Source organism: Acetobacter okinawensis (assembly GCF_002153655.1).
GTDB classification, from domain to species: Bacteria; Pseudomonadota; Alphaproteobacteria; order Acetobacterales; family Acetobacteraceae; genus Acetobacter; species Acetobacter okinawensis_A.
Genome location: NZ_JOPJ01000006.1, coordinates 300,599 through 326,458 on the forward strand (window position 1 = coordinate 300,599; position 25,860 = coordinate 326,458).

Below are 25,860 nucleotides of genomic sequence, written 5' to 3' on the forward strand. Positions count from 1 at the left end.
CAGTATGGGAAGTGTGCCATGCGCAAAACGCATGGGGCAAAGCCTTAAAAAAGAGGGTCGCGCCGGTCGTAGGGAATAACCACGTCGTTGCGGTTGGCCATGTTCAGCATGGCGCGGGCGCGTTCGTCCAGAATGTCCGTATCCAGCGTATTCTCGCGCAGGCCGTTTACGCGGCGCTTCCATGCATTCTGCTCGGCCAGTGCGTCGGTCCGTGCCTGCTTTGCCTGCTCAAGCAGCCCAAGCTGCTGCTGGTAGGCCTGCATGCCATGGTCGCCCTGTGTGGCGTTCCAGCCAAAATAACCGGAAATGCTCAAAAATGCCAAGGGGGGCACCACAGCCCGCACCACGCGACGAAAGAAACGGCCAATCTGCACTTTTGGTCAGCTCCTTGCCAGAGTCCGTGGTTACCAAGAGACATGAATACAGAGTAATGTCTAACCCATATTGCCCTGTGTGGGAAAGTGCGTTGCATACAAAAAAAGCCGGTCCCCTGCATTTAGGGACCGGCCATGCTTAACTTTGCAAACAGGTGGGCAATGCCCCCCTGACTGCGGTTTTTAGCTGTTTTTAAGTATCGTGCGCCCGGCATACTGGGCCGCGGTCACCAGCTCTTGCTCAATGCGGATCAACTGGTTGTATTTGGCTGTCCGGTCAGAGCGGGAGAGCGAGCCGGTTTTGATCTGCCCGCAGTTGGTTGCCACGGCCAGATCGGCAATGGTGGAATCTTCCGTCTCGCCCGAGCGGTGGCTCATCACGGCCGTGTAACCGGCACGGTGGGCCATTTCCACGGCCTGAAGTGTTTCGGTCAGCGTGCCAATCTGGTTGACCTTGACCAGCAGGGAGTTGGCAATGCCAGCCTTGATCCCGCGGTTAAGGCGTTCGGGGTTGGTCACAAACAGGTCGTCGCCAACGAGCTGCACTTTTTTGCCCAGAATCTGGGTCAGCAGGGCCCAGCCTTCCCAGTCATCTTCGGCCATCCCATCTTCAATGGAGACAATCGGATAACGGTTGACCAGATCTTCCAGGTAGGCAGCCATGCCAGCGGAATCCAGGCTCTTGCCTTCCCCTTCCATGACGTACTGACCGTTCTTGAAGAACTCCGTGCTCGCACAGTCCAGCGCGTAAGTGACGTCCAGCCCCGGGCGGTAGCCTGCGGCTTCTACTGCGCGGGTGATAAAGCCCAGTGCTTCATCGGCAGATTTAAGGGCAGGGGCAAAGCCGCCTTCATCCCCCACATTGGTGTTCAGGCCCGCAGCACTCAGGGCTTTTTTAAGCTGGGCAAAAATTTCCGAACCCCAGCGAATGCCGTCCGCAACGGTAGGCGCACCCACCGGCTGGATCATGAATTCCTGAATATCAATCGGGTTGTCCGCGTGCTGGCCACCGTTGACAATGTTCATCATCGGAACAGGCAGAATATGGGCGAATGCGCCGCCAATATAGCGGTACAGGGGGACTTCCAGCTCAACAGCCGTTGCCTTGGCCACGGCGAGCGAGACCCCCAGAATGGCATTGGCCCCCATGCGGCTTTTATTGGGTGTGCCATCCAGATCGATCATGGCGTTGTCAATGTCGATCTGGTCGGACGATTCTGCACCTTGCAGCGTGGGCAGGATTTCGTTCTCAATGTTTTCAACGGCTTTGAGAACACCTTTGCCGCCATAACGCCGGGCGTCTCCATCCCGCAGTTCTACAGCTTCATGCGCACCGGTTGAAGCACCGGAGGGAACAGCCGCGCGACCTTTGGCGCCAGATGCCAGTTCCACGTCCACTTCCACGGTGGGGTTACCACGACTGTCCAGAATTTCGCGGGCGATGATGTCAACAATGGCGCTCATGGTGTGTTTGTTCCTGCTTGTCCGTGGGCACGGGCTGGGGCCTGTGCCGTCGTTTCTTATTCTTGGTCTGTGACGAAACTCGCATGGGGCCTTTTTCCCATGCGGTTGCTAGTGGCAGCGTCTTGGGCTTTTCTGTCAACACTGCGTGTAAGAAAATACAGAGAAAAGGGTGTCTGTTCCCCTATGAAGAAGCTTCCATTTCTGGGTGTGGTGCTGATGCTGGCGGGGGTTCTGCCCTATGTTTTATGCACATGCGCCATTGTGTTCTACGATTCCCGCGTGCCGGTGCCCAACCTGCTTATGGTCGATGTGCTGTACGGGGCAATCTGCCTTGCTTTTATTGGGGCGGTTCATTGGGGGCAGGCGCTGGAGCCCGAGCGCACCATTATTGTGGCATCTGCCGCCCGCACCGACCAGTTGCGCCTTATCCTTGGGGTTATCCCTGCGCTGGCGGGTTGGGTTGCGGCCTGCGTGGGGCAGATATGGCACCCCCTTGGCGGGGTTGCGGTGCTGGCTGTTGCGTTCCCTCTGGTCGCATTGGGGGAGCGGGCGGCGTGGCGGCGCGGATGGGTGCCTCCGGGTTATATGGGGGTGCGCTGGATTGTGACTGCGATTACAGAATGTTGTCTGCTTATGGTGCTGCTGGTTCGTTTTTTGTGAATGGCAGACAAGGAGCCGGTGCGGTAAAGAGTGTGCCGGGGATGTTATAACACGCAGGGGCGCGCAAGACGCGCATACCCGTGAGGAAGTGGAAAGCAGGACTCATGAACGGCAAACCCCACATTCTGGTTAAAGGGGCAGGTGTGGCAGGGTTGACCGCCGCCGTAACGCTTGCAGAGCGTGGCGGGGTTGTGACCCTGTATGACTGTGCGGACAGGGTAGGGGCCGGGGCATCGTGGATGGCGGGCGGCATGCTGGCCCCTTGGTGCGAGGCGGAGTCTGCCCCGGCGGAAGTCACGGCCCAGTCGGTCGATTCGGTGGATTGGTGGGCAAGCCACGTGCCCGGCGTTGTGCGTGAGGGCAGTCTGGTGCTGGCCCCCGCGCGTGACGTGGGGGAACTGGCGCGCTTTGGGCGGCGTACCTCTCATTTTCAGAACGTGGGAGAGGCTGATATTGCGCGCTTGGAGCCAGACCTTGCGGGGCGGTTTCAAAAAGGTCTGTTTTTTGCGGATGAAGGGCATGTAGACCCGCGCAAGGCACTGCCCGCTCTGGCAGAGTCTCTGGCGCGCTTTGGGGGGCAGGTGGTTGTGGCCCCAGCGCAGGCCCAGGATGAGGCGGCATTTGACTGGGTGGTGGACTGCACGGGGCTGAACGTGCGTGACCAGCTTGACCACCTGCGCGGTGTGCGGGGCGAAATGCTGCTGCTACGCTGCGAGGACGTTATTCTGCACCGGCCTGTGCGCATGTTGCATCCGCGCATTCCGGTTTACATTGTCCCGCGTGATAACCATGTGTTCATGGTTGGCGCCACCATGGTGGAAAGCGAGAATGCAGGCGGCATGACCGTGCGCTCCATGATGGAGCTTCTGAATTCCGCATGGACCCTGCACCCCGGCTTTGCCGAGGCTGAAATTCTGGAAATGGGGACAGGTCTGCGCCCCTCCTACCCGGATAATATGCCCCGTGTGGTGCAGCAGGGGCGGCATGTGTATGTTAATGGCATGTACCGCCACGGTTTTTTGCTCTCTCCCGCACGGGCAAGGGAGGCCGCAGACCTTGTTTTCGGGCCATCAAAGCCCAAGGAGTGATGCCCGATGAAAATAACCGTCAATGATGAGACACAGGAGGTGTCCGCCACGACCCTTGCCGGGTTGATTGATGAGCTGGGGTACGGCGGTGCGCGCATTGCCACCGCGCTTGACGGGCATTTTGTACCTAAGACCGAACGGTTGCGGGCCACGCTGGCAGCCGGTGCACGGGTGGAAATTGTTGCCCCTATGCAGGGGGGATAAGGGATATGGCGGCATTGTTTTACGGGCAGGAACTCTCCTCCGCTCTTATGCTGGGTACGGCGCAGTACCCATCCCCCGAAATTCTGCGCGATGCGGTTCTGGCCGCACAGCCGGGCGTGCTGACCGTCTCGCTCCGCCGCGAATCTGCGGGGGAGCGGGCAGGGCAGGCGTTCTGGTCACTTGTGCAGGAGCTTGGTGTGCCGGTTCTGCCCAACACGGCAGGCTGCCACACAGTCAGGGAGGCTGTAACAACAGCCCACATGGCGCGTGAGGTCTTTGGGACAGACTGGATCAAACTGGAAGTGATTGGCGAGCTGGATACGCTCCAGCCCGATGTGTTCGGGCTGGTCGAGGCTGCGCGGATTCTGACGGAGGAAGGGTTCAAGGTGTTCCCTTACACAACGGAGGATCTGGTAGTGGCCGAGCGCCTGCTTGCCGCCGGGTGTGAGGTGCTTATGCCTTGGGGTGCTCCCATAGGGTCGGGCAAGGGGCTGAACAACCTGTTTGGCCTGCGGGCCATGCGCGCGCATTTTCCGTCCGTGCCGTTGGTGGTGGATGCGGGCATTGGTGTGCCCTCCCACGCAGCACAGGCGCTGGAATTGGGGTATGATGCGGTGCTGATCAATACCGCCGTGGCCAAGGCGGGCGACCCGGTTGCCATGGCGCGGGCTTTTGGGCTGGCGGTGCAGGCCGGCACGCTCGCACGGCAGGCAGACCCGATGGAGGCGCGGGATATGGCAGCCCCTTCCACCCCCGTTGCGGGAAAGGCATTTTTGGGATGAGCGCATTACCGCAAAAATTCTATCCGGTTGTGGATAGTGCTCTGTGGGTTGACCGGCTAGGCGCGGCTGGGGCCCGTTTTATCCAGCTCCGGGTCAAGGACCTGCCAGAAGCCGAGTTGCGTGCACAGGTGCGTCAGGCGCGCGATTATGCGGCGCGGCATGGGGTTTGCCTTGTGCTCAATGACTTCTGGCAACTCGCGCTGGAAGAGGGCGTGTCCTACATCCACCTTGGGCAGGAAGACCTGGATACAGCGGATATGTCTGCCATTCGCAAAGGCGGATTGCGCGTTGGCATCAGCACCCATTGTCATGAGGAACTGGAGCGCGCCCTGAGCTTTAACCCCGATTACGTGGCGCTGGGACCCATATGGGAAACCCGGCTTAAAAAAATGGCCTTTGGTCCGCAAGGCGTGGAAAAACTGCGGGACTGGAAGCAGCGGATCGGGGACATGCCTCTGGTGGCCATTGGTGGCATTACACTCCAGCGCGCACCTTTGTGCCTGAATGCCGGGGCAGATTGCGTATCCGCCGTATCCGCCTTTACCCAGCATGCAGACCCCGAAGGGCAGGTCAGGGCATGGCAGGCGGCAACCGGGGGTTGATCTGCTACGGGTCGCGGGCCTGCTCTGTTAGCCGCCACTAAAAATGCGGGCGGCATCGGCCTTGCCAAAAAAGGTTAAAAGCACGCGGGCAGAGGTGGGCAGGCGGTAGGTGCCCGCAGGGCTTGTCTGCATATCTGGCAGAATACGCTGTGCTTCGGCATGGGCGGTGTCCAGTAGTAGATCAACCAGAATTTCCGGCGCCATACGGTATTCGGGCAGGCCGGACTGCCTGCGTCCCGTGGCTTCCCCCCCACCGCGCAGGCGGAAGTCCTCATCGGCAATTAAAAAACCATCTTCGGTCTCGCGCAGGCAGGCCAGCCGCCTGCGGGCTGTCTGGCCTAGTCCTGCGTCATGGAGCATCAGGCAGAATGATGCCTTGGAGCCACGGCCTACGCGCCCACGCAACTGGTGGAGCTGGGCCAGCCCAAACCGTTCGGCATGCTCAATGACCATAATGGTGGCGCTGGGTACGTCCACGCCAACCTCGATCACGGTCGTGGCGACCAGAATACGGGTCCGGCCTTGGGCAAAGTCCTGCAAGGCCTGCTCACGCGCGTTTGTGTCCTGCCGTCCGTGGGCAAGGCCCACCAGATCACCAAACCGGTCTATGAGCACGGCCTGTCGGGCCTCGGCTGCGGCAATGTCGAGAGCCTCACTCTCAGAGACAAGGGGGCAGACCCAGAATATCTGCGCCCCGGACTCAAGGGCGCGGGCAATCCCGTCGAGAATATCGTCCATGGTGTTCAGGCTGTGCAAGGACGTGCGGATGGGCTTGCGTCCTGATGGTTTGCCCTCCAGTCGGCTGACCTGCATATCCCCGAACTGGGTCAGGAGCAGGGTGCGCGGGATGGGGGTTGCCGTCATGACCAGCATGTCTGCCCGGTGGCCTTTTTCCACTAGTGCCAACCTCTGGTCCACGCCAAAACGGTGTTGTTCATCCACCACCGCCAGTCCCAGATCGGCAAATTTTACGCTCTCCTGCACCAGCGCGTGGGTCCCCACCACCAGCCGTGCCGTGCCATCCGCCATGTCTGCAAGTGCCTGCTTGCGGGCCTTGCCTTTGACCGAGCTGCACAAAAAGGCCACTGGCACGGGCGAGAGGCGGGTAAATGTTGCAGCATGCTGGCGGGCCAGAATTTCGGTCGGGGCCATAATGGCCGCCTGTGCACCAGCTTCTGCCGCACGGAGCATGGCCAGCAGGGCGACAAGAGTTTTACCTGCTCCCACATCCCCTTGCAGGAGCCTGCTCATACGGTGGGGGGCGGCCATGTCTGCCTCAATCTGGCGCAGCACATGGGCCTGCCCGGACGTAAGGGGGTGACCAAAGGCGGCCAGAGCCTGCTTTTGCAAGGAACCGTTGCCTTGCAGGCTGCGGCCGGGGCGTTTGCGGCTGGCCTGCTGGGCTATGCGCATGGCGAGCTGGTCGGCCAGAAGTTCATCACAGGCCAGCCGGGCCTGCGCACGGGCGCGCGCAGCCTGCCAGTCCTGCCCGCTGTGGCTGTCGGGGATGCTGTCTGGCCTGTGCATCCATGCGAGTGCGGTTGCAAAATCTGGCCAGTCTTTTTGTGTAATCAGGGCAGGGTCATGCCATTCGGGCAGGTCGGGGGGCAGCAGGGCCAGCGCTGCGGTCATGGCTTGGCGGACCTGCCCGGCAAACAGCCCAGCCGTTAAGGGCCATACCGGGTCCAGCAATGGAATACGCTCCATCTGGCGTGCGGGGAGCAGGTAGTCGGGGGAGGTCATGCATAGCTTGTCCCCAAACCGTTCTATTTTGCCCGAAACGGCAATCTGCGCCCCGCAGGTGGCCTGTTTGGCCTGCCATGGAGAAAAAAAGGCGATCTCCAGCAACCCGCTTTCATCCGAGAGGGTCGCCCGCCATGGCTGGCGGGTGCGTGGCGCGGGGGCGCGTACATCCAGCACCGTGCCGCAAACTGTTGCAATTGTGTCAGCCCTGAGTTGTGCAAGAGAGGGGCGCAGGCGCCGGTCCGTTACACTTTCTGGCAGGCAGAACAACAGGTCGATGACCCGTGACCCACCGGCAACTTTGGCCAAAAGGCGCGCGCGTGTCACATTAACGCAGCCCAGACTGTCCATCGGGGCCAGCAGGGCAGCAAGGGCAGGCGCATTTGCCCATTGCGGAACCGAAGCGGATGTGAAGGATGGGGGGCTGGACACGGACGGTAGACAGGCCTCTGTTTGCAGGCTGACAGACAGGAACAGCACCGGTATAGGACAGCAACGCCATGCAACACAATTTTACAACGCCTTCCGACACACTTTCTTCCCATGCCGCCGACGGATCGGAAGATACCCTTGCCGCCCGCCGCCGCCGGCTCAAATTCCGCGCCAATCATCGTGGGACGTTTGAGACCGATATTCTGATCGGTGGTTTTGTAGAGGATACGGCAGACAGCCTGAGCGCCACGGAACTGGCGGATATGGAAGCCATACTCGAAATGCCCGACCCCGACCTGACGGACTGGCTGTTCGGCCGCCTGCCTCTGCCGGAGGAAAAAGCGACCCCCATGCTGCGGCGCATGGTTGAGGCATGCCGCGCAAAATGCGGAAAATAAACCATTTTTGCATGCTAAAAAATCAGGCAAAACAAGAGAAACAGGGCAGATGACAGCAGACACAGGCGCCGTATCAGATCGTCGGATCGCCACCATTTGGGGTGTGCCGGAGGGGTATGACGCCCTTTTGCTTGCGCGGCGCGCGCGTGAGCACTCAGGGCCCTTGCTGCACATAGCCCGTAATGATGCGTCCATGGCCCGGCTGACGGACATGCTGGCGTTTGTTGCGACCGATGTGGAGGTACTGCGTTTTCCCGCATGGGACTGCCTGCCATACGACCGGGTTTCTCCCAACCCCACCATTGTTGCCGAGCGGGTGGCAACCCTGACCCGCCTGCTTGAAGCATCGGGCGGTAAACCGCGCCTTGTGCTGACCACGGTCAATGCCGCGCTCCAGCGCGTGGCCCCGCGCAAGACGTTTGAGGGGCAATCCCTGAGCATTCGCACGGGGGAAAGCCTTGACCAGTCCCTGCTGATCGACCTGCTGATCGCCAATGGTTACACCCGCACCGATACGGTGATGGAGGCCGGGGAGTTTGCCACCCGTGGGGGTATTTTTGACCTGTACCCCGCAGGTGCGCCCGAGCCCGTGCGCCTCGACCTGTTTGGGGACGAGGTGGAGAATATCCGTGCGTTTGACCCCGGCACCCAGCGCTCGACCGATAAGCGCGATGGGCTGGTGCTCTGCCCCGTGTCCGAGTTTTCGCTCGATAGTGCGAGTATCTCCCTGTTCCGCACGGGCTGGCGTGATGCATTTGGCCCTGCTGCGGCCTCCGACCCGTTGTACGAACATATTTCCGATGGTCGCCGCTACCCCGGTATCGAGCACTGGCTGCCTCTGTTCCATGATCATTTGGAAACACTGTTCGATTACCTGCCCGGCGCCTCTCTCTCGCTCGATTATCAGGTCGAGGAGGTGCTGGCGGCGCGGCTGGATATGATTGCCGACCATTATCAGGCCCGCAAAATGCCGGTCCGGGAGGGGGAAACACCATATCGCCCCCTGCCGCCGCACCTGCTGTACATGGACCTCAAGGGGTGGGAGGCAGCTGTTGCACGCCTGCCTGCCGTGGCCTTTAGCCCTTACGCACAGCCCGATGGCGCAGGTGGTGTGGATGTTGGTGGCAGACCGGGCAAAATGTTTTCCAAGATCGTGCCCGGAGCCCAGCGCGAGCAGGTGTTCTCCCTGCTCGGTGAGCAGGTGCGTGAGTGGGCGCAGGTCAAGCGCCGGACTTTTGTAGCCGCATGGAGCAAGGGCTCGCGCGAGCGTATTGGGGTTCTGCTACGCGAGCACGGCGTGGCGACGGATACGTTCGAGACATGGGAGCAGGCGCGCAAGGCCAAGGCTGGCCCTGTGGGTTTGTTGACCCTTGGGCTGGAGCGCGGCTTTGTGGCGGAGGATCTGGCGTTTGTTTCCGAGCAGGACCTGCTGGGTGAGCGCATTGGCCGCCCGCCGCGCCGCCGCCGCCGGGCGGACGAACTGATTGCCGAGGCCAGCGAACTCTCAGCCGGGGACCTGATCGTACATCAGGACTACGGTATTGGTCGGTATGACGGGCTGGAGACGGTCAGCGTTGGTGTGGCCCCGCATGACTGCCTGCGTCTGCTGTACGATGGTGGGGAAAAACTCTACCTGCCAGTAGAAAACATAGAACTGCTCAGCCGCTTTGGCTCGGATCAGGCTGGTGTGTCGCTCGACCGGCTGGGCGGTGTCGCCTGGCAGAACCGTAAATCCCAGATGAAGAGCCGCATCCGCAATATGGCGGGTGAACTCATTCGTACCGCAGCGGCGCGCGCACTCAAGGAAGCACCAGAGCTGCTGCCGCCCGAAGGCCTGTGGGATGAATTCTGCGCCCGCTTCCCCTTTGTGGAAACGGAGGACCAGTCCCGCGCCATAGTTGACGTGCTGGAGGATATGGCCTCGGGCAGACCCATGGACCGGCTGGTCTGTGGTGATGTGGGCTTTGGCAAAACCGAGGTGGCACTGCGGGCCGCGTTTGTTGCGGCCATGTCTGGTGGTCAGGTGGCGGTTGTTGTGCCCACTACGCTGCTGGCCCGCCAGCATTACCGCACGTTTGCTGCCCGTTTTGAGGGCTTTCCCATAAAAGTGGCCCAGCTTTCGCGCATGGTTACCGGCAAGGATGCTACTGAGGTGCGTAAGGGGCTGGCCGATGGTAGCGTGAATGTGGTGATCGGCACCCATGCCCTGCTGGCCAAGACAGTCAGTTTTGCATCACTCGAACTGCTGATTATTGATGAAGAACAGCATTTTGGCGTGTCGCATAAGGAAAAGCTGAAAGCCCTGCGCGAGGATGTGCATGTGCTGACCCTGTCCGCCACACCCTTGCCCCGTACGCTCCAGCTTTCGCTCTCGGGTGTGCGGGAGATGAGCCTGATTGCAACCCCACCAACGGACCGCTTGGCCGTGCGGACGTTCATCATGCCGTTTGACAGCGTGGTGATCCGCGAGGCTATCCAGCGTGAGCGCTTCCGGGGTGGGCAGATTTTCTGCGTGGCTCCGCGCATTGAAGACCTGGACCAGATGGCCGAGCGTCTGGCCTCGATTGTACCCGATGCCCGGCTGGTGCAGGCACATGGGCGGCTGTCCCCCACGGAGCTTGAGCGGGTCATGACCGAGTTTTCCGATGGTCAGTATGACATCCTGCTCTCCACCAATATTGTGGAAAGCGGGCTGGACATGCCTGCGGTCAACACGCTTATCATCCACCGGGCCGACATGTTCGGTCTGGGGCAGCTCTACCAGCTGCGTGGTCGCGTGGGGCGTGGCAAACAGCGTGGTTACGCGTATCTCACATGGCCGCAGACACACGTACTGTCCCCTTCGGCTGAAAAACGGCTGGAGATCATGCAGACGCTGGATACGCTGGGGGCGGGCTTTACGCTGGCATCGCACGACCTTGACCTGCGTGGTGCGGGCAACCTGCTGGGTGACCAGCAATCCGGCCATGTGCGTGAGGTGGGGATAGAACTGTACCAGCAGATGCTGGAAGATGCCGTGGCGGACCTGCGCTCCGATACAGGGCGGAATGCGGAGGATGACCGGGGCTGGACCCCCAATATTGTTATGGGTCTGCCAGTCCTTATTCCCGATGCATACGTGCCGGACCTGCCGGTGCGTCTGGGTCTTTACCGTAGAATCAGCGCGTTGGCCTCGGATGCTGAGCTTGAAGCTATGGAGGCGGAACTGGTTGACCGCTTTGGCTCAGTGCCGGATGAGGTCAAAAACCTGCTGAATATCGTTGATCTTAAAAGACTTTGCCGTCAGGCTGGGGTGGAGCGGGTGGAGGCAGGCCCCAAAGGCATGGTGCTCCAGTTTCGCAACAACAGCTTTGCCAACCCGGCAGGGCTGGTGCAGTGGATGGGACGCTGGAAAGATGGCGTGGTACGCCTGCGCCCGGACCACAAAATGGCCGTTGTGCGGGAGTTGACCAACGTGCAGCGCATAGATCTGGCCCGCAAGGTGCTCCGGGAACTTGCCAACATGTGCACGCGTGAAATGGCCTGAATAGCAGGCCGCACGGCTCTGTTTTTAAAATATAAAAACCCCTGCGCATGTTTGAGTTACATGCGCAGGGGGGGCAGTTATTTTATGGGGAGCGGAAAGCCGTTCACGGTCAGCACGCCACCCGTCCATGTGGTGTCCCACGTATTCTGCTCGCCAGAGCGGTGGCTGACCAGCCTGCCCAGAACAAGGCCCGCAGCCAGCTTCATCTGGCGGGCAGTTCGTGCTTTTTCTATCAGCTCTTCCAGATTGGTGATTTCCAAATGTCCGGAGGCGGACGTGGCGGCGACATCCCCGGTTAGCGTTGCCTGACCATGCCCCTGTAGTCGCACTGTGCCCTCAGAGGCTTCAAAATTGCTAATGGTGGCATGCACGGCAGGGGCTGCGGTACTGCGCCCGCCCACGGCGCTGATAAGTGCCGGAATTTCCGCCGTGGGGAGTGAGAAGGTCGCCTGAGCCGCAGAAGGCAGGAGTTGCTGGTTGGCCACGTTGTGGAAGGACAGGCCGCTCATGCTCAGCGAGGCCGAACTGGTGTGTGGGCCTGCCGCGCCCTGCATCTGGTAGCGCGCGGTTGCCACGTTAACGTGGGCGGCACCGTGGTCGATGGTCGCGTTGTTCCATGTCAGATCGTAAGCCGCACCGGACTGCAAGCCCGCGACAACCTGTTTGCCCTGTTCCGTCAGCCACTGGGTGCATGCGGCGTTGTGCAGGCCGGTCATGGCGGACACCAGCAGCAGGGATGCGGCCTGCGCCAGATCCTGTGTAGCCTGCGCGCTGGATGCCCGGCCAGCAAAGACCAGTTTTTTGACATGCAGGCTGGTGGTCCCGTTGGGAGCACTCACACTCAGGTCATGGTAGATCAGGCCTTTGGGCGTGTCTTCCTCAGAACTTGCGTGAACAGTCGCGCAGCCCGCTGGCGGGGCGGCAAGGGCGGTTTCTGCCGGGGCGATGGCGCACAGACTCACGACCCCGAGAAGATGGAGGGAAAAAGGAGAGTTCTGCTTCATTTCGCAAGGAAGGTGCCGTAAGTAAAAATTGCAGGCAACACAAGATTATCATGGAAGAGCCACAACCGTGCGGTTTTTGAAGATTGACCCCTTTTTGCTGGGGCTGCTGACCTCTGTTCTGCTGGCAACTGTTGTGCCGTGCCATGGGGCGGCGGTGCCGGTTTTTCACTGGTTGTCGGTCGGGCTGATTGCCTTGATGTTTTTTTTGCAAGGTGCCCGCCTGTCGCGCAAGGCAGTGCTGGACGGGGTGGTGGCATGGAAGCTGCACCTGCTTATTCTGGCATGCACGTTTGTTTTGTTCCCGCTACTGGGGCTTGCAGCGCACGCCCTGTTCCCCGGCCTGTTGCAGCCTGACATCTGGATGGGGGTGCTCTTTTTGTGCTGCCTGCCTTCCACGGTGCAGTCCTCCATCGCCTTTACTTCCATTGGTGGGGGCAATGTGCCTGCGGCGGTGTGTGCGGCTACCGCCTCCAACGTATTTGGTATTTTTATTACGCCGGTGCTGGTGGGGCTGGTGCTGAGCCAGCACGGGCAGGCAACGGGTAACCCGCTGGATATTGTGTACCAGTTGCTGCTCCCCTTCATTCTGGGGCAGGTGTTGCAGCCGTGGCTTGGGGCATGGGCACACCGGAACAAGAAAATCCTTTCTTTTTCTGACCGTGGTTCGGTTCTGGTCGTTGTGTACGCAGCATTCAGCGATGCGGTTATGCAGGGGTTGTGGCATCGCCTGCCTCTGGCAGAGCTGGGGCTGATCGCGGTGGTTGACAGCGCATTGCTGTTTGCTGTGCTGGGGCTGACCATTTTTGGTGGCCGCCTGATTGGCCTGCCGCTCAAGGACGAAATTGCCGTTGTGTTCTGTGGCTCCAAAAAAACGCTGGCCTCTGGCGTGCCTATGGCCAATGTCCTGTTCCCGCCTGCCTCTGTGGGGGTTATTGTTCTGCCGCTCATGCTGTATCACCAGATCCAGCTTTTTGTCTGTGCTGTGCTGGCCCGCAGGTTTGCGCGGCTGAGCGCAGCACAGGAAAATACCCCTGCAATGCCAGTGCGCAAGGCGGGTTAAGGGGTATCTGTTTTGACTGTATGCAAGGGGGAGTGTGGTTGTGGCGGGTCTGGATCCTGAAGACTGGGAAGAACTGAAAGCTCAGGGACACCAGATGCTTGATGAGATGCTGGAGAACATCCGCCACGTATCTCAGGGGCCAGTCTGGCAACCCATGCCTGCTTCGGTGCGGGATGCTTTTAAAACAGCCCCTCTGCCCGATGCAGGGCAGGAACTGGGGGATCTGTACCAACAGTTCACGACCATGGTGCAACCCTATGCGGTGGGGAACCGGCACCCGCGCTTTATGGGGTGGGTGCATGGGGGCGGCACGGCGCAGGGCATGCTGGCTGACATGCTGGCCGCAGGGCTGAACGCCAATCTGGGTGGGCGCGACCATGCACCGGTGGAAGTCGAGCGTATGGTTGTCCGCTGGGCGGCGGAGATGTTTGGCTTCCCCCCCGATGCAACCGGGGTACTGGTAACCGGCTCATCCATGGCCAATTTTATTGCCATACTGACCGCGACCCGTAATGTGGTGGATGGGCAGGATATGCGCCTCCACGGCATTGGGGGGCGCAGGCTGGTCGGATATGCGGGCGAGAGTGCGCATGGCTGCGTGGCCCGTGCGTTTGATATGGCTGGACTGGGTGAGCACGCCCTGCGCCGCGTCCCGCTGAATGCGGCGTGCCAGATGGATACTGTCGCCCTGGAGCAGCTGATTGCACAGGATAGGGCAGATGGTTTTGAGCCTTTTCTGGTCGTAGGTACGGCTGGTACGGTCGATACCGGCAGCATTGACCCGTTGAACGCGCTGGCTGATCTGGCCGGGCGCGAGGGGCTGTGGTTCCATGTTGATGGTGCGTTTGGCGCGCTGGCAAGGCTGGCGCCTGATCTGGCGCCTTTGCTTGCGGGCCTTGAGCGGGCCGACAGTCTGGCCTTTGATTTTCATAAATGGGCACAGGTCCCCTACGATGCGGGCTGTGTGCTGGTGCGCGAGCCGGGCAGGCAGGCCGCAGCGTTTGCGCAATCGCTCGCCTACCTCTCGCGCGAGGATAGGGGGCTTGCCGCCGGGGCTCCTTGGTTCTGTGACCTTGGGCCAGACCTCTCCCGCGGGTTTCGTGCTCTCAAGGTCTGGTTTGCATTGGCCGGATTCGGAACGGACAGGCTGGGGCAGGTTGTCACCCAGAGTTGTGCGCTGGCACGTGGGTTGGCCGGGCAGGTGCAAACCAGTGTGCACCTGCAACTGCTTGCCCCCGTTACGCTGAATGTCGTCTGCTTCAGGGTGGTTACGCCCGAAGTGGAGGATCTGGACTGGCTGAATGGTGAACTGGTGAAGGATCTACAGGTCAGCGGCATTGTTGCTCCATCCACCACGCGGATCGGTGGTGTGCTGGCAATCCGCGTGGCTCTGGTCAACCACCGCACGACCGAGACGGATGTGACCATTCTGCTTGATACCCTGCACTCCTTCATGGAAGTGCGTCTGGCGCAGGTGAGGATGATGAAGCTGGTGGAAGAACAGATGCAGGCTTAAGCGCGCCTGTGCGTACGTTTTTCATCAAACAGGGCAGAAAGGGACTGAAGCATGGTGCCGCCCAGTTCCTCTGCATCGGTAATGGTCACTGCGCGCTGGTAATAGCGGGTCACGTCATGACCAATGCCAATGGCTGTCAGTTCCACCGGGCTGCGGTTTTCAATCATATGGATGACCTCGCGCAGGTGGTCCTCAAGGTATGAGGCGGGGTTGACCGACAGCGTACTGTCATCCACCGGAGCGCCATCCGAGATAACCATCAGAATCTTGCGGGCCTCGGGGCGGCTCTTCACCCTGCGCCATGCCCAGAGCAGGGCCTCGCCGTCTATGTTTTCCTTCAGCAGCCCCTCGCGCAGCATCAGGCCCAGATTGGTGCGTGCGCGCCGCCACGGTGTGTCTGCACCCTTGTAAACAATATGGCGCAGGTCATTCAGGCGGCCGGGGTTTTCGGGCTTGTTGTTCTGCACCCAGAGTTCGCGGCTTTGGCCACCTTTCCATGCGCGGGTGGTAAAGCCCAGAATTTCCACCTTGACGCCACAGCGCTCCAGCGTGCGGGCCAGAATATCCCCGCAGGATGCAGCAACGGAAATGGGGCGCCCGCGCATGGAGCCGGAATTGTCGATCAGCAGGGTGACAACCGTGTCGCGGAACTCCGTGTCTTTCTCCTGCTTGTAGGAAAGGGAGAGGCGGGGGTTGACCACAATGCGTGACAGCCTGCCAGCATCCAGCATGCCCTCTTCAAGGTCAAACGACCACGAGCGGGTCTGCTGTGCCATCAGGCGGCGCTGGAGCCGGTTGGCAAGGCGGGAGACAACCCCGTGCAGTGTGGCAAGCTGAAGGTCCAACTGGTGCCGCAGGCGCGAAAGTTCGTCAGGGTCACACAGGTTTTCGGCCAGAATTTCTTCATCAAAACTGGTGGTGTAGGCGTGGTAGCCCTTTGCTGTCTGCCCTGCTTCGATATCCTTGCGGTTGCCCGGCCCTGCGGCGTCTCCTGTTCCTTCGGCCGAACCCGATTCCTGCTCTACTTCTGGGGTGTTGTCAGCCGCATCTGCGCTCCCAGCCATAAGCTGGGGCTCGGAGACTGCGTCCGACAGGTCGGGGGCGGCACCAGATGTGTCATCTTGCTGTTCGGGTGGGGGCTGGTCGCTTTCGTCATCATTGGAATCAGGGGCTGTACCGGATGTGTCCTCCTCATCCTCCTGATCGGAGAGGGAGTCGTCATCAGTCAGGGCGCAGGCCGCCAGCAGTTTGCGTGCCGCGCGGGAATAGGCCTTCTGGCTGTCCTGATCGGCGGCCAGTGTGTCCAATGCGTCCAGCGCATCCTGCGGTAATGTGCGCTTCCACTGCTCCATAATGGTGCGTGCGGAGTCGGGCAGAGGGATGCCGGTCAGCTTTTCACGCGCAAGCAGTTCAAGCCCGACAATGGGGGAAAGCTGGGCCGCATCGGTCATGTGTTCCAGACCGGCGGCATGGATTTCCTGTTCAAGCCTCTGGCGCAGGTTGGCGGCAACGCCCTTCATGTGGCGTGCCCCTACGGCCTCCACGCGGGCCTGCTCCAGTGCGTCATACACCTCACGCGCAATGGTATCTGCCGGACGGCGGGCGGCATGCAGGTCAAAGTCATGGTGCTTCAGGCGCAGGGCCTGTGCATCGGCAGCCCCGCGTAGGCGCTGGGCTTCTTCCTCGTTTAAATTCAGGGAGGGGGAGGAGAGGCGGATTTTCTCCCCCAGACTGATCGGGGCCATGGGCATGTTGCCGCTATGGAACGAGACATCCGCCTCCTTGCGGCCACCAAGGGCGCGCAGGGTTGCCTCCGTTGCCTGTTTGAAGGCATCTGCCCGTTTTTCCGCTTCCTCGCGTGAGAGGCGGATGGGGCTGTTGCCCCTGTCTTTTGCCGGATCAGCCATAACGCCCCCTGTCTGTTTTTACCGTTTTTTCAGGCTGCGTGTTTGGGCAGGGGGCTGCTGTTGAAGCAGCGCTGATAATACTCGGCCACCATGCCGCGTTCTGCCTCATCACATTTATTGAGGAATGTGACGCGGAAGGCGAAGGCGATGTCTTTGAAAATACGGTCATTTTCGGCCCACGCAATAACAGAGCGCGGGGACATGACAGTGGACAGGTCACCGGCCATAAACCCGGCCCGTGTCAGCCCGGCCAGTGCAACCATGTTGTCAATTTTTTCGCGCCCGGCCTTGTCATCCTCAGCAATGCCCAGACGGGAGCAGACAATGCCCACCTCCTGTTTGTGGGGCAGGTAGTTGAGCGAGGTCACGATGTTCCACCGGTCCATCTGCCCCTGATTGATCTGCTGGGTGCCGTGGTACAGGCCGGTTGTGTCCCCCAGACCGACCGTGTTGGCGGTGGAAAACAGACGGAACCACGGGTTGGGGGTAATGACGCGGTTCTGGTCCAGCAGGGTCAGCTTGCCTTCCACTTCCAGAATACGCTGGATGACGAACATAACGTCCGGGCGCCCTGCATCATATTCATCAAACACCAGCGCGCAGGGGCGTTGCAGGCACCATGGCAGCAACCCTTCCTGAAACTCGGTAACCTGCTGGCCGTCCTTGACCACAATGGCGTCCTTGCCCACCAGATCAATGCGCGAGACATGGCTGTCCAGATTGATGCGGATGCACGGCCAGTTCAGGCGTGCGGCAACCTGCTCCACATGGGAGGATTTGCCCGTGCCATGGAAGCCCTGCACCATAACGCGGCGGTTAAAGGCAAAGCCTGCCAGAATGGCCAGTGTTGTATCATGGTCAAACAGATAGGCCGTATCAACCGGGGGGACGTGCTCGGTACGGAGGGAGAAGGCAGGCACCATCAGATCGGATTCGATCCCGAACACATCGCGGACGCTGACTTGCACATCCGGTACGGAAACCGCCGAAATGGGCGGAAGATCAAGAGCTGCTGTCTGGGGGCTGGAATCCGTCATGATTATCCGTCTGATCGTAAGGGGTTCAAAACAAAACCGGCAGGGCGCACCGGAGCAGGATACATGATCAGCCTGCTTTTTCGAGTTCTTCTGTCTGTAGGTGTGCCTTCACAATAGTGAAGGCAACATTGATTTTTTTCAGCCGTTCCTCGGATGCCAGATCGCCCTGATTGGTGTCCGGGTGGTGTTTGCGGGCCAGTGCGCGGTAATGCGCCTTGGCGTCCACCATTGTTACGGGCCAGTCCAGCCCAAGAATGGCCAGCGGCTCGCGCAGGTGTGCGGGTATGCGTGGTTCGGCCTGTGCACGGGCACGCTCGGCACGGGCACGGCGATTCTGGCCCAGAATGTCCAGCGGGTCCAGAATGTCTTCCTCGTTTGGCATGGTGCGTTTGCCCGGACCGGGGCCCTGCCCGAACGTCCATGTCGGCCGGTCCCAGCTGATGTCTGCGCGCAGGTGGGCTTCGATCTGGCCGGGGGACATGCCTTTGTAGTAGTCCCAGCGCGCATTATATTCACGGACATGCTCAAGGCAGAACCAATAATACTGGTTCAGGCTATCGCGCGAACGAGGCGCACGGTATCCTGCCGGCTTTGTGCAGTCCGGCATGTCGCAGCAGCGCTGCGGCGCGTTGGGATCGGGATCAAACGCGCGGGGACGGGTGTTCCTTCGCTTCATCATTCATCGTTATTTGCGTTGCAAATGCTTTGGTCGCAAGAGGTGAGTTGCCATATGAGCAGTCTTTCGCAGTCCGCATCAGCCCCGGTATCGGCCGCTCCACGCGCGCAGCGGGTGCGCAAAGTGCTGGAAACAGCGCTTTTTCCCACCCGGCTGGACATTCAGGACGAGAGCGCACGCCATGCCCACCATGTGGAGCAGACACGTGGCCCCAACGCCGGAGCAACGGAGACCCACTTCCGTCTTTATATTGTATCGCCCGTTTTTGAGGGCATGAATCGCGTTGCGCGTTCGCGCAAGGTGCATGACCTGCTGGCGGTCGAACTGGCGGATGGCCTGCATGCTCTGGCCCTGACCCTGCGGACCCCGGCGGAAGAAGAGGCTGTTGTATGAGTGCGGGTCTGCTCCGGCGGCGTAACCTGCTTGCTCTGGCACCTTTGCTACTGGCGGCCTGCGCCACCACGGCGGGGGTGGAGAGCCCCCCCAATGCTGCGGCAGTCAGCCGGGTAGAGGCCTATTTTAGAACCGTTAACCTGCACGATGCGCCGTTTACGCAGGTCTGGCCCAATGGCTCTGTAGGGAGCGGGCTGATTACCTACCGCCCCGGCGCGCTGGATATGCGCTTTACCACCCCGCATGAGATGGAACTCAGGGCATCTGAACGCTCTGCCGTGTTCACGGATGCGCAGAATGGGTCCGAGACCCATATAGGTCTGGCACACAGCGCGCTGGGCCTGCTGCTGGGTAACCCTGTGCGCCTGTCCGGTCCTGTTATGGTTACGGATGTGCAGCAGCCCCCCGGTATGCTCCAGCTCTCGCTCACCAGAGCGGAAAACCCCTCCCAAGGGCTGGTGACCCTGCGATTTAAGGACGCGGGAGGGCGTTTAACACTTTATGATGTGCGCATTCTGGATGCGCAGCGCAAACTTACGCAAATTCGACTGGACCCGGCGTAAGCTCTACGGGACTTAGGGCGGAGGGCGTGCTGCCAAACACGGTACGCCACGCTGCCTCCAGCGCGTGGTCCAGATCAGCCATGCTGGCGTTGATGCCCAGCTTTGCAAAGCTGGTCACGCCGTATTCCCGAATCCCGCAAGGGACGATTCCTTCAAAGTCTGGCAGGGCAGGGGCCAGATTGATCGCCACCCCGTGCCAGCTCACCCAGCGTGAGACACGCACGCCAATGGCGGCAATTTTTTCCTCCCCACCCGTTTGCGGATTGATGACCCAGACACCTACCCTGCCTTCGCGGACCTCCCCACGCAGACCAAAACTGGCGAGCGCGGTAATAATCCATGCCTCAAGGGCCTGCACATATGCGCGCAGGTCGCGCGCTGGCGCAGAGCCGTGCTGGCGTTGCAGGTCAAGCATGACATAGGCCGTACGCTGGCCCGGACCATGATAGGTCCATTGTCCGCCCCGCCCCGCATGGTAGGTGGGGTAGCCTGACGGGTTGAACAGGTCCTCCGCTCTGGCTGATGTACCGGACGTATAAAGGGGGGGGTGCTCAAGCAGCCATACGCGCTCCGCCGCCTCACCTGCGCGTATGGATTTGGCAATCTGCTCCATTCTGCTCAGTGCAGCAGGGTAGGGCACCAGTTTTTTGCTTATTTCCCATAAAATTTGTTCTTTGGTCATTGCCGCCTGCTCATGGTTCGGTTATAGGGCTTCCTAACACACGGTATCGCCTTTTTTGATACCGTTTGTCACGTGCGGTCGTGGCGGAATGGTAGACGCGCAAGCTTGAGGTGCTTGTGGGGGAAACCTCGTGGAAGTTCGAGTCTTCTCGACCGCACCATTTTTTTTCATGACAAAATATACTGTTATGAACGGCAAAAGGCTGGTGCCTTGAGCCGTTTTTTTTGTTCATAGCTGATTTTCTGTAATTTGGGCGCGCTTTGTCATATTCGCGCCGTTCTTTTGCTGTCTGTTACAGTGTAGAAGCATGGTTGTTGTTATGTAAAAAAAGACCATGCCCGTCGGCTGTGGATATAAGGCAGGATGCCAGATAACATGGGCAGTTGCCTTAGTCTTTTTTCCGGTGCTGGTGCATGGGGCTTATGACCTTGTGTTTGGGGTAAACCAGCTCGGATGGTCGTAGGTTTAACTTGATTTAAAGGTGTTTCATTCGTGTCCAATCCCAAGCCTTTACGTAAAGCAGTCCTGCCAGTTGCGGGGCTGGGAACGCGCTTTTTGCCAGCGACCAAGGCCATGCCAAAAGAAATGCTGCCGGTCGTGGACAAACCCCTTATTCAATACGCCATTGATGAAGCACGGGCCGCAGGTATTGAGGAATTCTGCCTGATTACCGGCCGTGGCAAAGACTCCCTGATCGATTATTTTGATATTGCCTATGAGCTGGAAAGCACGCTCAAGGAACGCAATAAGGTAGATTGTCTGGAGGCGCTGGAGCCGAGCACCATTCAGGCTGGTTCGCTCATGGCTGTGCGTCAGCAAGAACCCCTTGGACTTGGCCACGCCATCTGGTGTGCGCGTTCATTTATCGGGAATGACCCGTTCGCCATCCTGTTGCCCGATGATATGGTGATGTCGCAGAAAGGCTGCCTGAAGCAGCTGGCCGAAGCGTATTACGAAACCGGGGGCAACGTGGTTGCCGTGTCCGAAGTGCCGCGTGAGCATACCAACCGTTATGGTATTCTCGATGTTGGCAAGGATGACGGCACCCTTGTGGAAGTGAAAGGGCTGGTTGAAAAGCCCAAGCCCGAGGAAGCACCTTCCAACCTGTCCATCATTGGTCGTTATATCCTTACCCCCGATGTGATGCCCCATCTTGCCAAGTTGGAAAAAGGTGCCGGGGGCGAAGTGCAGTTGACGGATGCCATGGCCAAGACGATCGGCCATGTGCCCTTCCATGGCCTGCGCTATGAAGGCACGCGCTACGATTGCGGCAACAAGCTCGGCTTCCTTGAGGCACAGATTGCCTTTGCGCTGGAACGGCCGGAACTGGCCGATGGCGTGCGGGCATTCCTTAAAAAATACGAGGGGCTGAACTGATGTCCTTTACGCATGATTTTGACGCCACAAGCCTGCGCGAATACGATATTCGCGGCATTGTTGGTACAACACTGAGTGCGGAAGACGCGTTTGCCATTGGCCGCACATTCGGCAGTCTTGTCCGCCGCAATGGCGGTAAAACGCTGGTTGTGGGCTACGATGGGCGTCTGTCTTCCCCCATGCTGGAAGAAGCCCTTGTAAAGGGTGCGCTTGAGTGTGGGCTGCACGTCACCCGTGTTGGACGTGGGCCAACACCCATGCTGTACTATGCCTCTGCAACGCTCAATGCAGATGGGGCCATTATGGTAACGGGGAGCCACAACCCGCCCAATTATAATGGCTTTAAAATGATGCTGGCAGGCAAGCCGTTCTTTGGTGCGCAGATTCGCGAACTGGGCGACCTTGCCGCCAGAGGGGATGTGGTCGCGGCGGAAGAGGGAACCGTCCGCACGATTGATCTGCGCGATGATTACGTCAAACGTCTTGTAAAGGATTATGACGGCGGCACGCGCAAGCTCAAGATCGTCTGGGACAACGGCAACAGCTCGGCTGGCGAAGTGCTTGAAAAAATGGTGGCCCTGCTGCCGGGTGAGCACATCGTCCTCAATGCCGCTATTGATGGTACGTTCCCGGCCCATCACCCCGACCCCACGGTGGCCAAAAACCTTGAGCAGCTGATTGCTGCCGTCAAGGACAACCATGCCGACCTTGGTATCGCCTTTGATGGCGATGCAGACCGGATCGGGCTTGTGGATAATAAGGGCGAGATTCTCTGGGGTGACCAGATTCTGGTTCTGCTCGCGCGTGACGTGCTTAAAAGCCATTCCGCAGCCACTATTATTGCAGACGTCAAAGCCAGTCAGGTGCTGTTTGACGAGGTTGCGCGCGCAGGCGGCAAGCCGTTGATGTGGCGCACAGGCCATTCGCTCATCAAATCCAAGATGGCGGAAACCGGCTCCCCGCTGGCGGGTGAAATGTCGGGGCATATCTTCTTTGCCGACAAATGGTACGGCTTTGATGATGCACTTTACGCCGGTGTGCGCGTGCTGGGCATTGTCGCCCGCTCGGACGAGACGCTCTCGGCTTTCCGTGAGGCGTTGCCGGCAACCCTTTCCACCCCCGAAGTGCGCTTTGACTGCGATGACCACCGCAAGTTCAAGGTGATCGAGGAGGTGGCTGAACGCCTGCGCAAATCTGGGGCCGATGTGTCCGAAATTGACGGTGTGCGTGTGAACACGACTGATGGCTGGTGGCTGCTGCGCGCTTCCAACACTCAGGCCGTGCTGGTTGCGCGTGCCGAAGGGCGTGATGATGCCGGGCTTGAGCGGCTTAAAGGCGCTCTGGTGGAGCAGCTTGAGCTGTCTGGCCTGTCCCGTCCGGATTTTTCGGGCAATAACGCCGGACATTAAAATCTGGTTTTCAGCTTGTCTGTTGCATACGGCCCGCCTAAAGCGGGCCGTATGTTTTTGCAGGGGAGGCGTTGCGTCCCCCGTGCCGGGGTGTTTTTTACATTTTGATGCTACACGGGTTTCTGATATAAAGTGTACCTATGCTGTCCTCTTTAACGGACCCCGCCGGAAGGCGGATTTCCTACCTCCGCCTTTCTGTGACTGACAGGTGCGACATGCGGTGTGTGTACTGCATGTCAGAACACATGTCGTTTTTACCGCGCGCGGATGTGCTGGACTTTGAGGAGCTTTTGCGCCTGAGCCGGGTTTTTGTGCGCCATGGTGTGCGCAGGCTGCGCATTACCGGGGGCGAGCCACTGGTCCGGCGTGATATTGGTTTTTTTTTCAAGGAGTTGGGGGCGTGGCTTCGCCTGCCAGAGCAGTCTGGCAGGCTGGATGAACTCACACTCACAACCAACGGCAGCCGTCTGGCCCATTATGCGCCCATTCTGGCGCAGGCCGGGGTCCGGCGTGTGAATGTCAGCCTGGATTCGTTGGATGAGGCACGTTTTACCCGCCTGACCCGCCGGGGTAAGCTCGCCACAACGCTGGAGGGCATACGTGCTGCCCGTGCGGAGGGCTTGGCCGTACGCATAAACACCGTGGCCATGGCGGGGGTGAATGACGATGAATTTGATGCGCTGCTGGCATGGTGCGGTGAAATTGGCGCGGACCTGTGCCTGATTGAGACCATGCCCATGGGGGACACGGGGGAAGACCGTGCAGCGCAGTATCTTTCGCTCGAGGCGGTGCGCAAGACATTGGCCCAGCGCTGGACGCTGGAGCCGTTGACCTACCAGACCAGTGGTCCTGCACGCTATGTGCGTGTGGCGCAAACGGGCAGGCGTCTGGGCTTTATTACGCCCATGAGCCACAATTTCTGCGCAACCTGCAACCGTGTGCGCCTTTCCTGCACCGGGCAGCTCTATACCTGTCTGGGGCAGGAGGATGGGGTTGATTTGCGCCATCTTATGCGGGGGGGCGCGACGGATGCAGCGTTGGAGGTTGCCATACAGCAGGCCATAGCCCGTAAACCCACTGGGCATGATTTTTTGCTGGATGCGCAGGCAGGCATTGTCTCCGGCCCGCAAAGACATATGAGTGTAACCGGCGGCTGAGCCGGTTGTTGAGCGCGTAAAAGCCCGGTGCTGTTATTCGGGCACGTCAGACTGGTGCAGTGCGTCATGCAAGGAGTGCTGGAACTGTCCCGGTTGTAAGGGGACGGGCTGGGTGGGGGCCGGAGCCCAGCCAGATAAAACAGCTATGTGCAGGGGCATGGCAAAACTCTCCTGTCCCGGTTTTTCCAGTTCTGCGGCTGCGGCGGGGATCAGCATACGCGGGAGTGCGGTGCGTGTACGCTGGTGCAGCGCGTTGGTCTCCCCTGCGGCGCGCAGGTCGGTCAGGAGTGCTCCAAGGGAGCGGTAGCGCAGGTCCAATCGTTCGGTATCCACGACGGGCAAAGCAAAACCGGCGCGCTGCATGAGTTGCGCACAGCTCTGCTGGGTTGGAAATGGTGATACGCGGGGGGAGACCCCATCACACACAGCCAGTTCAGCCGCCTCCAGCGCCGTGCGCAGGGGGCGTAACGTAGGCAGAATGGGCATACTGGCCAGAAAAAGCCCATCTGGTCGGAGCACATGCCTGATTTGGCTGAACACGCCGGGCAGGTCATTGACCCAGTGCAGGGACAGGTTGGCAATGACCAGATCAAAGCTGTGCGGCGCAAAGGGCAGCCACTCCTCATCCGCGCAGACGCGCAGCCCGGTTGAGTGGGCAAGCAGCCCGGCGGACAGGTCGGTGCTGACGGTACGGATACCCCGTGCGGCAAGGTGCTGGCTGGTTATGCCCCGCCCACCAATGTCCAACGCCATGGAAAATTTTTGGACCATGTCATCCAGACGGTCGAGCAAAAGGTCCGTGGCAATGCGCAGGACTGGCATCACCTCATCTTGCAGGTGCGCGGCGCGCTCCCGGTGGTGTCTGACGGCTTTGCGGTCAAAAATAACAGGTGTATCCATACAGGCAGATGTGCGCGTATCCATGCTTTTTGCCAAGCGTTTGGCCATGACAAACCTGTGTTTGCACTAGCCGTGCGGGCTATGGCACGGGTGGGTTCGCTCGGGCGGCTCGCTCTTGGTGTGCTGTATCCGCCTGCCTGCCTGCATTGTGGCGCAGATGTTGTGCAGCATGGGCTGCTGTGTGCGGCCTGCTTTGGGCGTTTGCGGCCAGTGGTTGTGCCTTTTTGCAAAGCCTGCGCGGTACCACAGGTAAGCTCTGCCATGCTTGGCGTAACGGGCCTGTGCCCCGCGTGTGAGCGGCACCACCCGCAGTGGGGGCAGGCCCGTGCGGCCTTTGTTTACGAAAGCGTGGCCAGAGAGCTGATTCTAAAGCTTAAATATGCTGACCAGATTGATAACGCTGCTTTTCTGGCCCCACAGATGGTGCGGATCGGGCAGGATGTTCTGGTCCCCAACGCTCTGGTCGTGCCTGTGCCTGTCCATCGTTGGCGGTTGTTCAGGCGGCGTTATAATCAGGCAGCCGTGCTGGCGCATGGCGTGGCAAAACTGAGTGGTCTGCCCTGCCAGCCGGATGTGCTGGTGCGTGTCAGGCGAACGGTGCCTCTGGCGTCCTTTTCCCGTCAGGCGCGGTGGGATGAGGTGGCGCAGGCCATCACGCTGCGGCCATCGCGGCAGGGGCTGGTGCACGGGCGCGATGTTGTGCTGGTGGATGATGTGCTGACAACAGGGGCAACGGCTGCGGCCTGTACACGTGTGTTGCTGAACGCTGGTGCGCGCAGCGTCAGCCTTTTGGTTGCGGGGATGGTGCCCGCCCGTGCGGAGAGCGATCTGGACCGCGTTGATTAGACACACCATATAAAGTTCATGCCATGTTCTGCGGAAAGCAGATTGAAACCATGATTTATA

24 protein-coding genes and 1 tRNA gene are annotated in these 25,860 nt (G+C 60.0%); 16 read left to right on the forward strand and 9 right to left on the reverse strand.

Annotated elements, in window-relative coordinates:
* Positions 1–44 precede the first annotated feature (44 nt).
* Both HK26_RS04135 and eno read right to left on the reverse strand, forming a co-directional pair.
* The gene (locus HK26_RS04135) at positions 45–374 is read right to left on the reverse strand and encodes an FtsB family cell division protein (RefSeq protein WP_086638580.1); all 330 of its coding nucleotides are present in this window, start codon (positions 372–374) and stop codon (positions 45–47) included.
* Positions 375–557: 183 nt separating this feature from the next.
* Positions 558–1,838 (reverse strand): phosphopyruvate hydratase, encoded by a 1,281-nt coding sequence (gene eno, locus HK26_RS04140; RefSeq protein WP_086638581.1) that lies wholly within the window; start codon positions 1,836–1,838, stop codon positions 558–560.
* A gap of 183 nt (positions 1,839–2,021) precedes the next feature.
* Here eno and HK26_RS04145 point away from each other — a divergent pair, with 183 nt between their 5' ends.
* From HK26_RS04145 to HK26_RS04165, 5 genes are all read left to right on the forward strand, one after another.
* On the forward strand, positions 2,022–2,498 hold the full coding sequence (locus tag HK26_RS04145; RefSeq protein WP_086638582.1) for a DUF3429 domain-containing protein: 477 nt from the start codon (positions 2,022–2,024) through the stop codon (positions 2,496–2,498).
* Positions 2,499–2,602: 104 nt separating this feature from the next.
* A complete protein-coding gene (locus tag HK26_RS04150) occupies positions 2,603–3,586 on the forward strand; it encodes an FAD-dependent oxidoreductase (protein WP_086638583.1) in 984 nt (327 codons plus the stop codon).
* A 6-nt stretch (positions 3,587–3,592) separates the two neighbouring features.
* Positions 3,593–3,790, forward strand: coding sequence for a sulfur carrier protein ThiS (thiS, locus tag HK26_RS04155; protein ID WP_086638584.1), 198 nt, complete (start codon positions 3,593–3,595; stop codon positions 3,788–3,790).
* Between the two features lie 5 nt (positions 3,791–3,795).
* Complete coding sequence (locus HK26_RS04160; RefSeq protein WP_086638585.1) at positions 3,796–4,572, forward strand: thiazole synthase; 777 nt, start codon at positions 3,796–3,798, stop codon at positions 4,570–4,572.
* Positions 4,569–5,174: a thiamine phosphate synthase gene (locus tag HK26_RS04165; protein ID WP_086638586.1), complete on the forward strand. Its 606-nt coding sequence runs from the start codon at positions 4,569–4,571 to the stop codon at positions 5,172–5,174. The genes HK26_RS04160 and HK26_RS04165 overlap by 4 nt, the downstream gene beginning before the upstream one ends.
* A 27-nt stretch (positions 5,175–5,201) precedes the next feature.
* Here HK26_RS04165 and recG read toward each other — a convergent pair whose 3' ends face one another.
* On the reverse strand, positions 5,202–7,349 hold the full coding sequence (gene recG, locus HK26_RS04170; RefSeq protein WP_086638736.1) for an ATP-dependent DNA helicase RecG: 2,148 nt from the start codon (positions 7,347–7,349) through the stop codon (positions 5,202–5,204).
* Positions 7,350–7,417: 68 nt separating this feature from the next.
* On the opposite strand from recG, the gene HK26_RS04175 reads away from it, so the two are divergent.
* Positions 7,418–7,747, forward strand: a complete 330-nt coding sequence (locus HK26_RS04175) for an FAD assembly factor SdhE (RefSeq protein ID WP_086638587.1) — start codon at positions 7,418–7,420, stop codon at positions 7,745–7,747.
* Positions 7,748–7,796: 49 nt separating this feature from the next.
* A complete protein-coding gene (mfd, locus tag HK26_RS04180; protein ID WP_086638588.1) occupies positions 7,797–11,273 on the forward strand; it encodes a transcription-repair coupling factor in 3,477 nt (1,158 codons plus the stop codon).
* Between the two features lie 77 nt (positions 11,274–11,350).
* Here the strand turns inward: mfd and HK26_RS04185 are convergent, their stop codons facing one another.
* Positions 11,351–12,277: a hypothetical protein gene (locus HK26_RS04185; protein ID WP_180539305.1), complete on the reverse strand. Its 927-nt coding sequence runs from the start codon at positions 12,275–12,277 to the stop codon at positions 11,351–11,353.
* 67 nt (positions 12,278–12,344) lie between these two features.
* Between HK26_RS04185 and HK26_RS04190 the strand changes: the two genes are divergently transcribed.
* Both HK26_RS04190 and HK26_RS04195 read left to right on the forward strand, forming a co-directional pair.
* The gene (locus HK26_RS04190; RefSeq protein ID WP_086638590.1) at positions 12,345–13,337 is read left to right on the forward strand and encodes a bile acid:sodium symporter family protein; all 993 of its coding nucleotides are present in this window, start codon (positions 12,345–12,347) and stop codon (positions 13,335–13,337) included.
* 40 nt (positions 13,338–13,377) lie between these two features.
* Positions 13,378–14,853 carry a pyridoxal phosphate-dependent decarboxylase family protein gene (locus tag HK26_RS04195; protein ID WP_180539307.1) on the forward strand — a complete coding sequence of 492 codons (1,476 nt, stop codon included), beginning with the start codon at positions 13,378–13,380 and terminating at the stop codon, positions 14,851–14,853.
* Here HK26_RS04195 and HK26_RS04200 read toward each other — a convergent pair.
* The 3 genes from HK26_RS04200 to HK26_RS04210 all read right to left on the reverse strand — a co-directional run bounded on the left by HK26_RS04200 (position 14,850) and on the right by HK26_RS04210 (position 18,476).
* The gene (locus tag HK26_RS04200; protein ID WP_086638591.1) at positions 14,850–16,760 is read right to left on the reverse strand and encodes a cobaltochelatase CobT-related protein; all 1,911 of its coding nucleotides are present in this window, start codon (positions 16,758–16,760) and stop codon (positions 14,850–14,852) included. The genes HK26_RS04195 and HK26_RS04200 overlap by 4 nt on opposite strands.
* A 29-nt stretch (positions 16,761–16,789) precedes the next feature.
* Positions 16,790–17,797 (reverse strand): AAA family ATPase, encoded by a 1,008-nt coding sequence (locus HK26_RS04205; RefSeq protein WP_025825065.1) that lies wholly within the window; start codon positions 17,795–17,797, stop codon positions 16,790–16,792.
* Positions 17,798–17,864: 67 nt separating this feature from the next.
* Positions 17,865–18,476 (reverse strand): J domain-containing protein, encoded by a 612-nt coding sequence (locus HK26_RS04210; protein ID WP_086638592.1) that lies wholly within the window; start codon positions 18,474–18,476, stop codon positions 17,865–17,867.
* Positions 18,477–18,527: 51 nt separating this feature from the next.
* Here HK26_RS04210 and HK26_RS04215 point away from each other — a divergent pair, with 51 nt between their 5' ends.
* The gene (locus HK26_RS04215) at positions 18,528–18,866 is read left to right on the forward strand and encodes a BolA family protein (RefSeq protein ID WP_086638593.1); all 339 of its coding nucleotides are present in this window, start codon (positions 18,528–18,530) and stop codon (positions 18,864–18,866) included.
* Positions 18,863–19,429, forward strand: a complete 567-nt coding sequence (locus HK26_RS04220) for a LolA family protein (protein ID WP_086638594.1) — start codon at positions 18,863–18,865, stop codon at positions 19,427–19,429. Before HK26_RS04215 ends, HK26_RS04220 begins: the two co-directional genes overlap by 4 nt.
* On the opposite strand, the gene lipB is transcribed toward HK26_RS04220, so the two are convergent.
* On the reverse strand, positions 19,401–20,111 hold the full coding sequence (gene lipB / locus HK26_RS04225; RefSeq protein WP_086638595.1) for a lipoyl(octanoyl) transferase LipB: 711 nt from the start codon (positions 20,109–20,111) through the stop codon (positions 19,401–19,403). The two genes, HK26_RS04220 and lipB, sit on opposite strands and share 29 nt — an antisense overlap.
* Positions 20,112–20,185: 74 nt before the next feature.
* Between lipB and HK26_RS04230 the strand changes: the two genes are divergently transcribed.
* The 4 genes from HK26_RS04230 to moaA all read left to right on the forward strand — a co-directional run bounded on the left by HK26_RS04230 (position 20,186) and on the right by moaA (position 24,054).
* Positions 20,186–20,271, forward strand: a tRNA-Leu gene (locus HK26_RS04230).
* Positions 20,272–20,603: 332 nt separating this feature from the next.
* On the forward strand, positions 20,604–21,488 hold the full coding sequence (gene galU, locus HK26_RS04235; protein WP_086638596.1) for a UTP--glucose-1-phosphate uridylyltransferase GalU: 885 nt from the start codon (positions 20,604–20,606) through the stop codon (positions 21,486–21,488).
* Positions 21,488–22,897: a phosphoglucomutase/phosphomannomutase PgmG gene (gene pgmG / locus HK26_RS04240; protein ID WP_086638597.1), complete on the forward strand. Its 1,410-nt coding sequence runs from the start codon at positions 21,488–21,490 to the stop codon at positions 22,895–22,897. The genes galU and pgmG overlap by 1 nt, the downstream gene beginning before the upstream one ends.
* Positions 22,898–23,037: 140 nt before the next feature.
* Entirely contained in the window at positions 23,038–24,054 is a 1,017-nt protein-coding gene (moaA, locus tag HK26_RS04245; RefSeq protein WP_086638598.1) for a GTP 3',8-cyclase MoaA, read from the forward strand.
* A 33-nt stretch (positions 24,055–24,087) separates the two neighbouring features.
* Here the strand turns inward: moaA and HK26_RS04250 are convergent, their stop codons facing one another.
* Entirely contained in the window at positions 24,088–24,954 is an 867-nt protein-coding gene (locus HK26_RS04250) for a class I SAM-dependent methyltransferase (protein ID WP_086638738.1), read from the reverse strand.
* 57 nt (positions 24,955–25,011) lie between these two features.
* Here HK26_RS04250 and HK26_RS04255 point away from each other — a divergent pair, with 57 nt between their 5' ends.
* Entirely contained in the window at positions 25,012–25,800 is a 789-nt protein-coding gene (locus tag HK26_RS04255) for a ComF family protein (RefSeq protein ID WP_257640846.1), read from the forward strand.
* Positions 25,801–25,860: the final 60 nt, after the last annotated feature.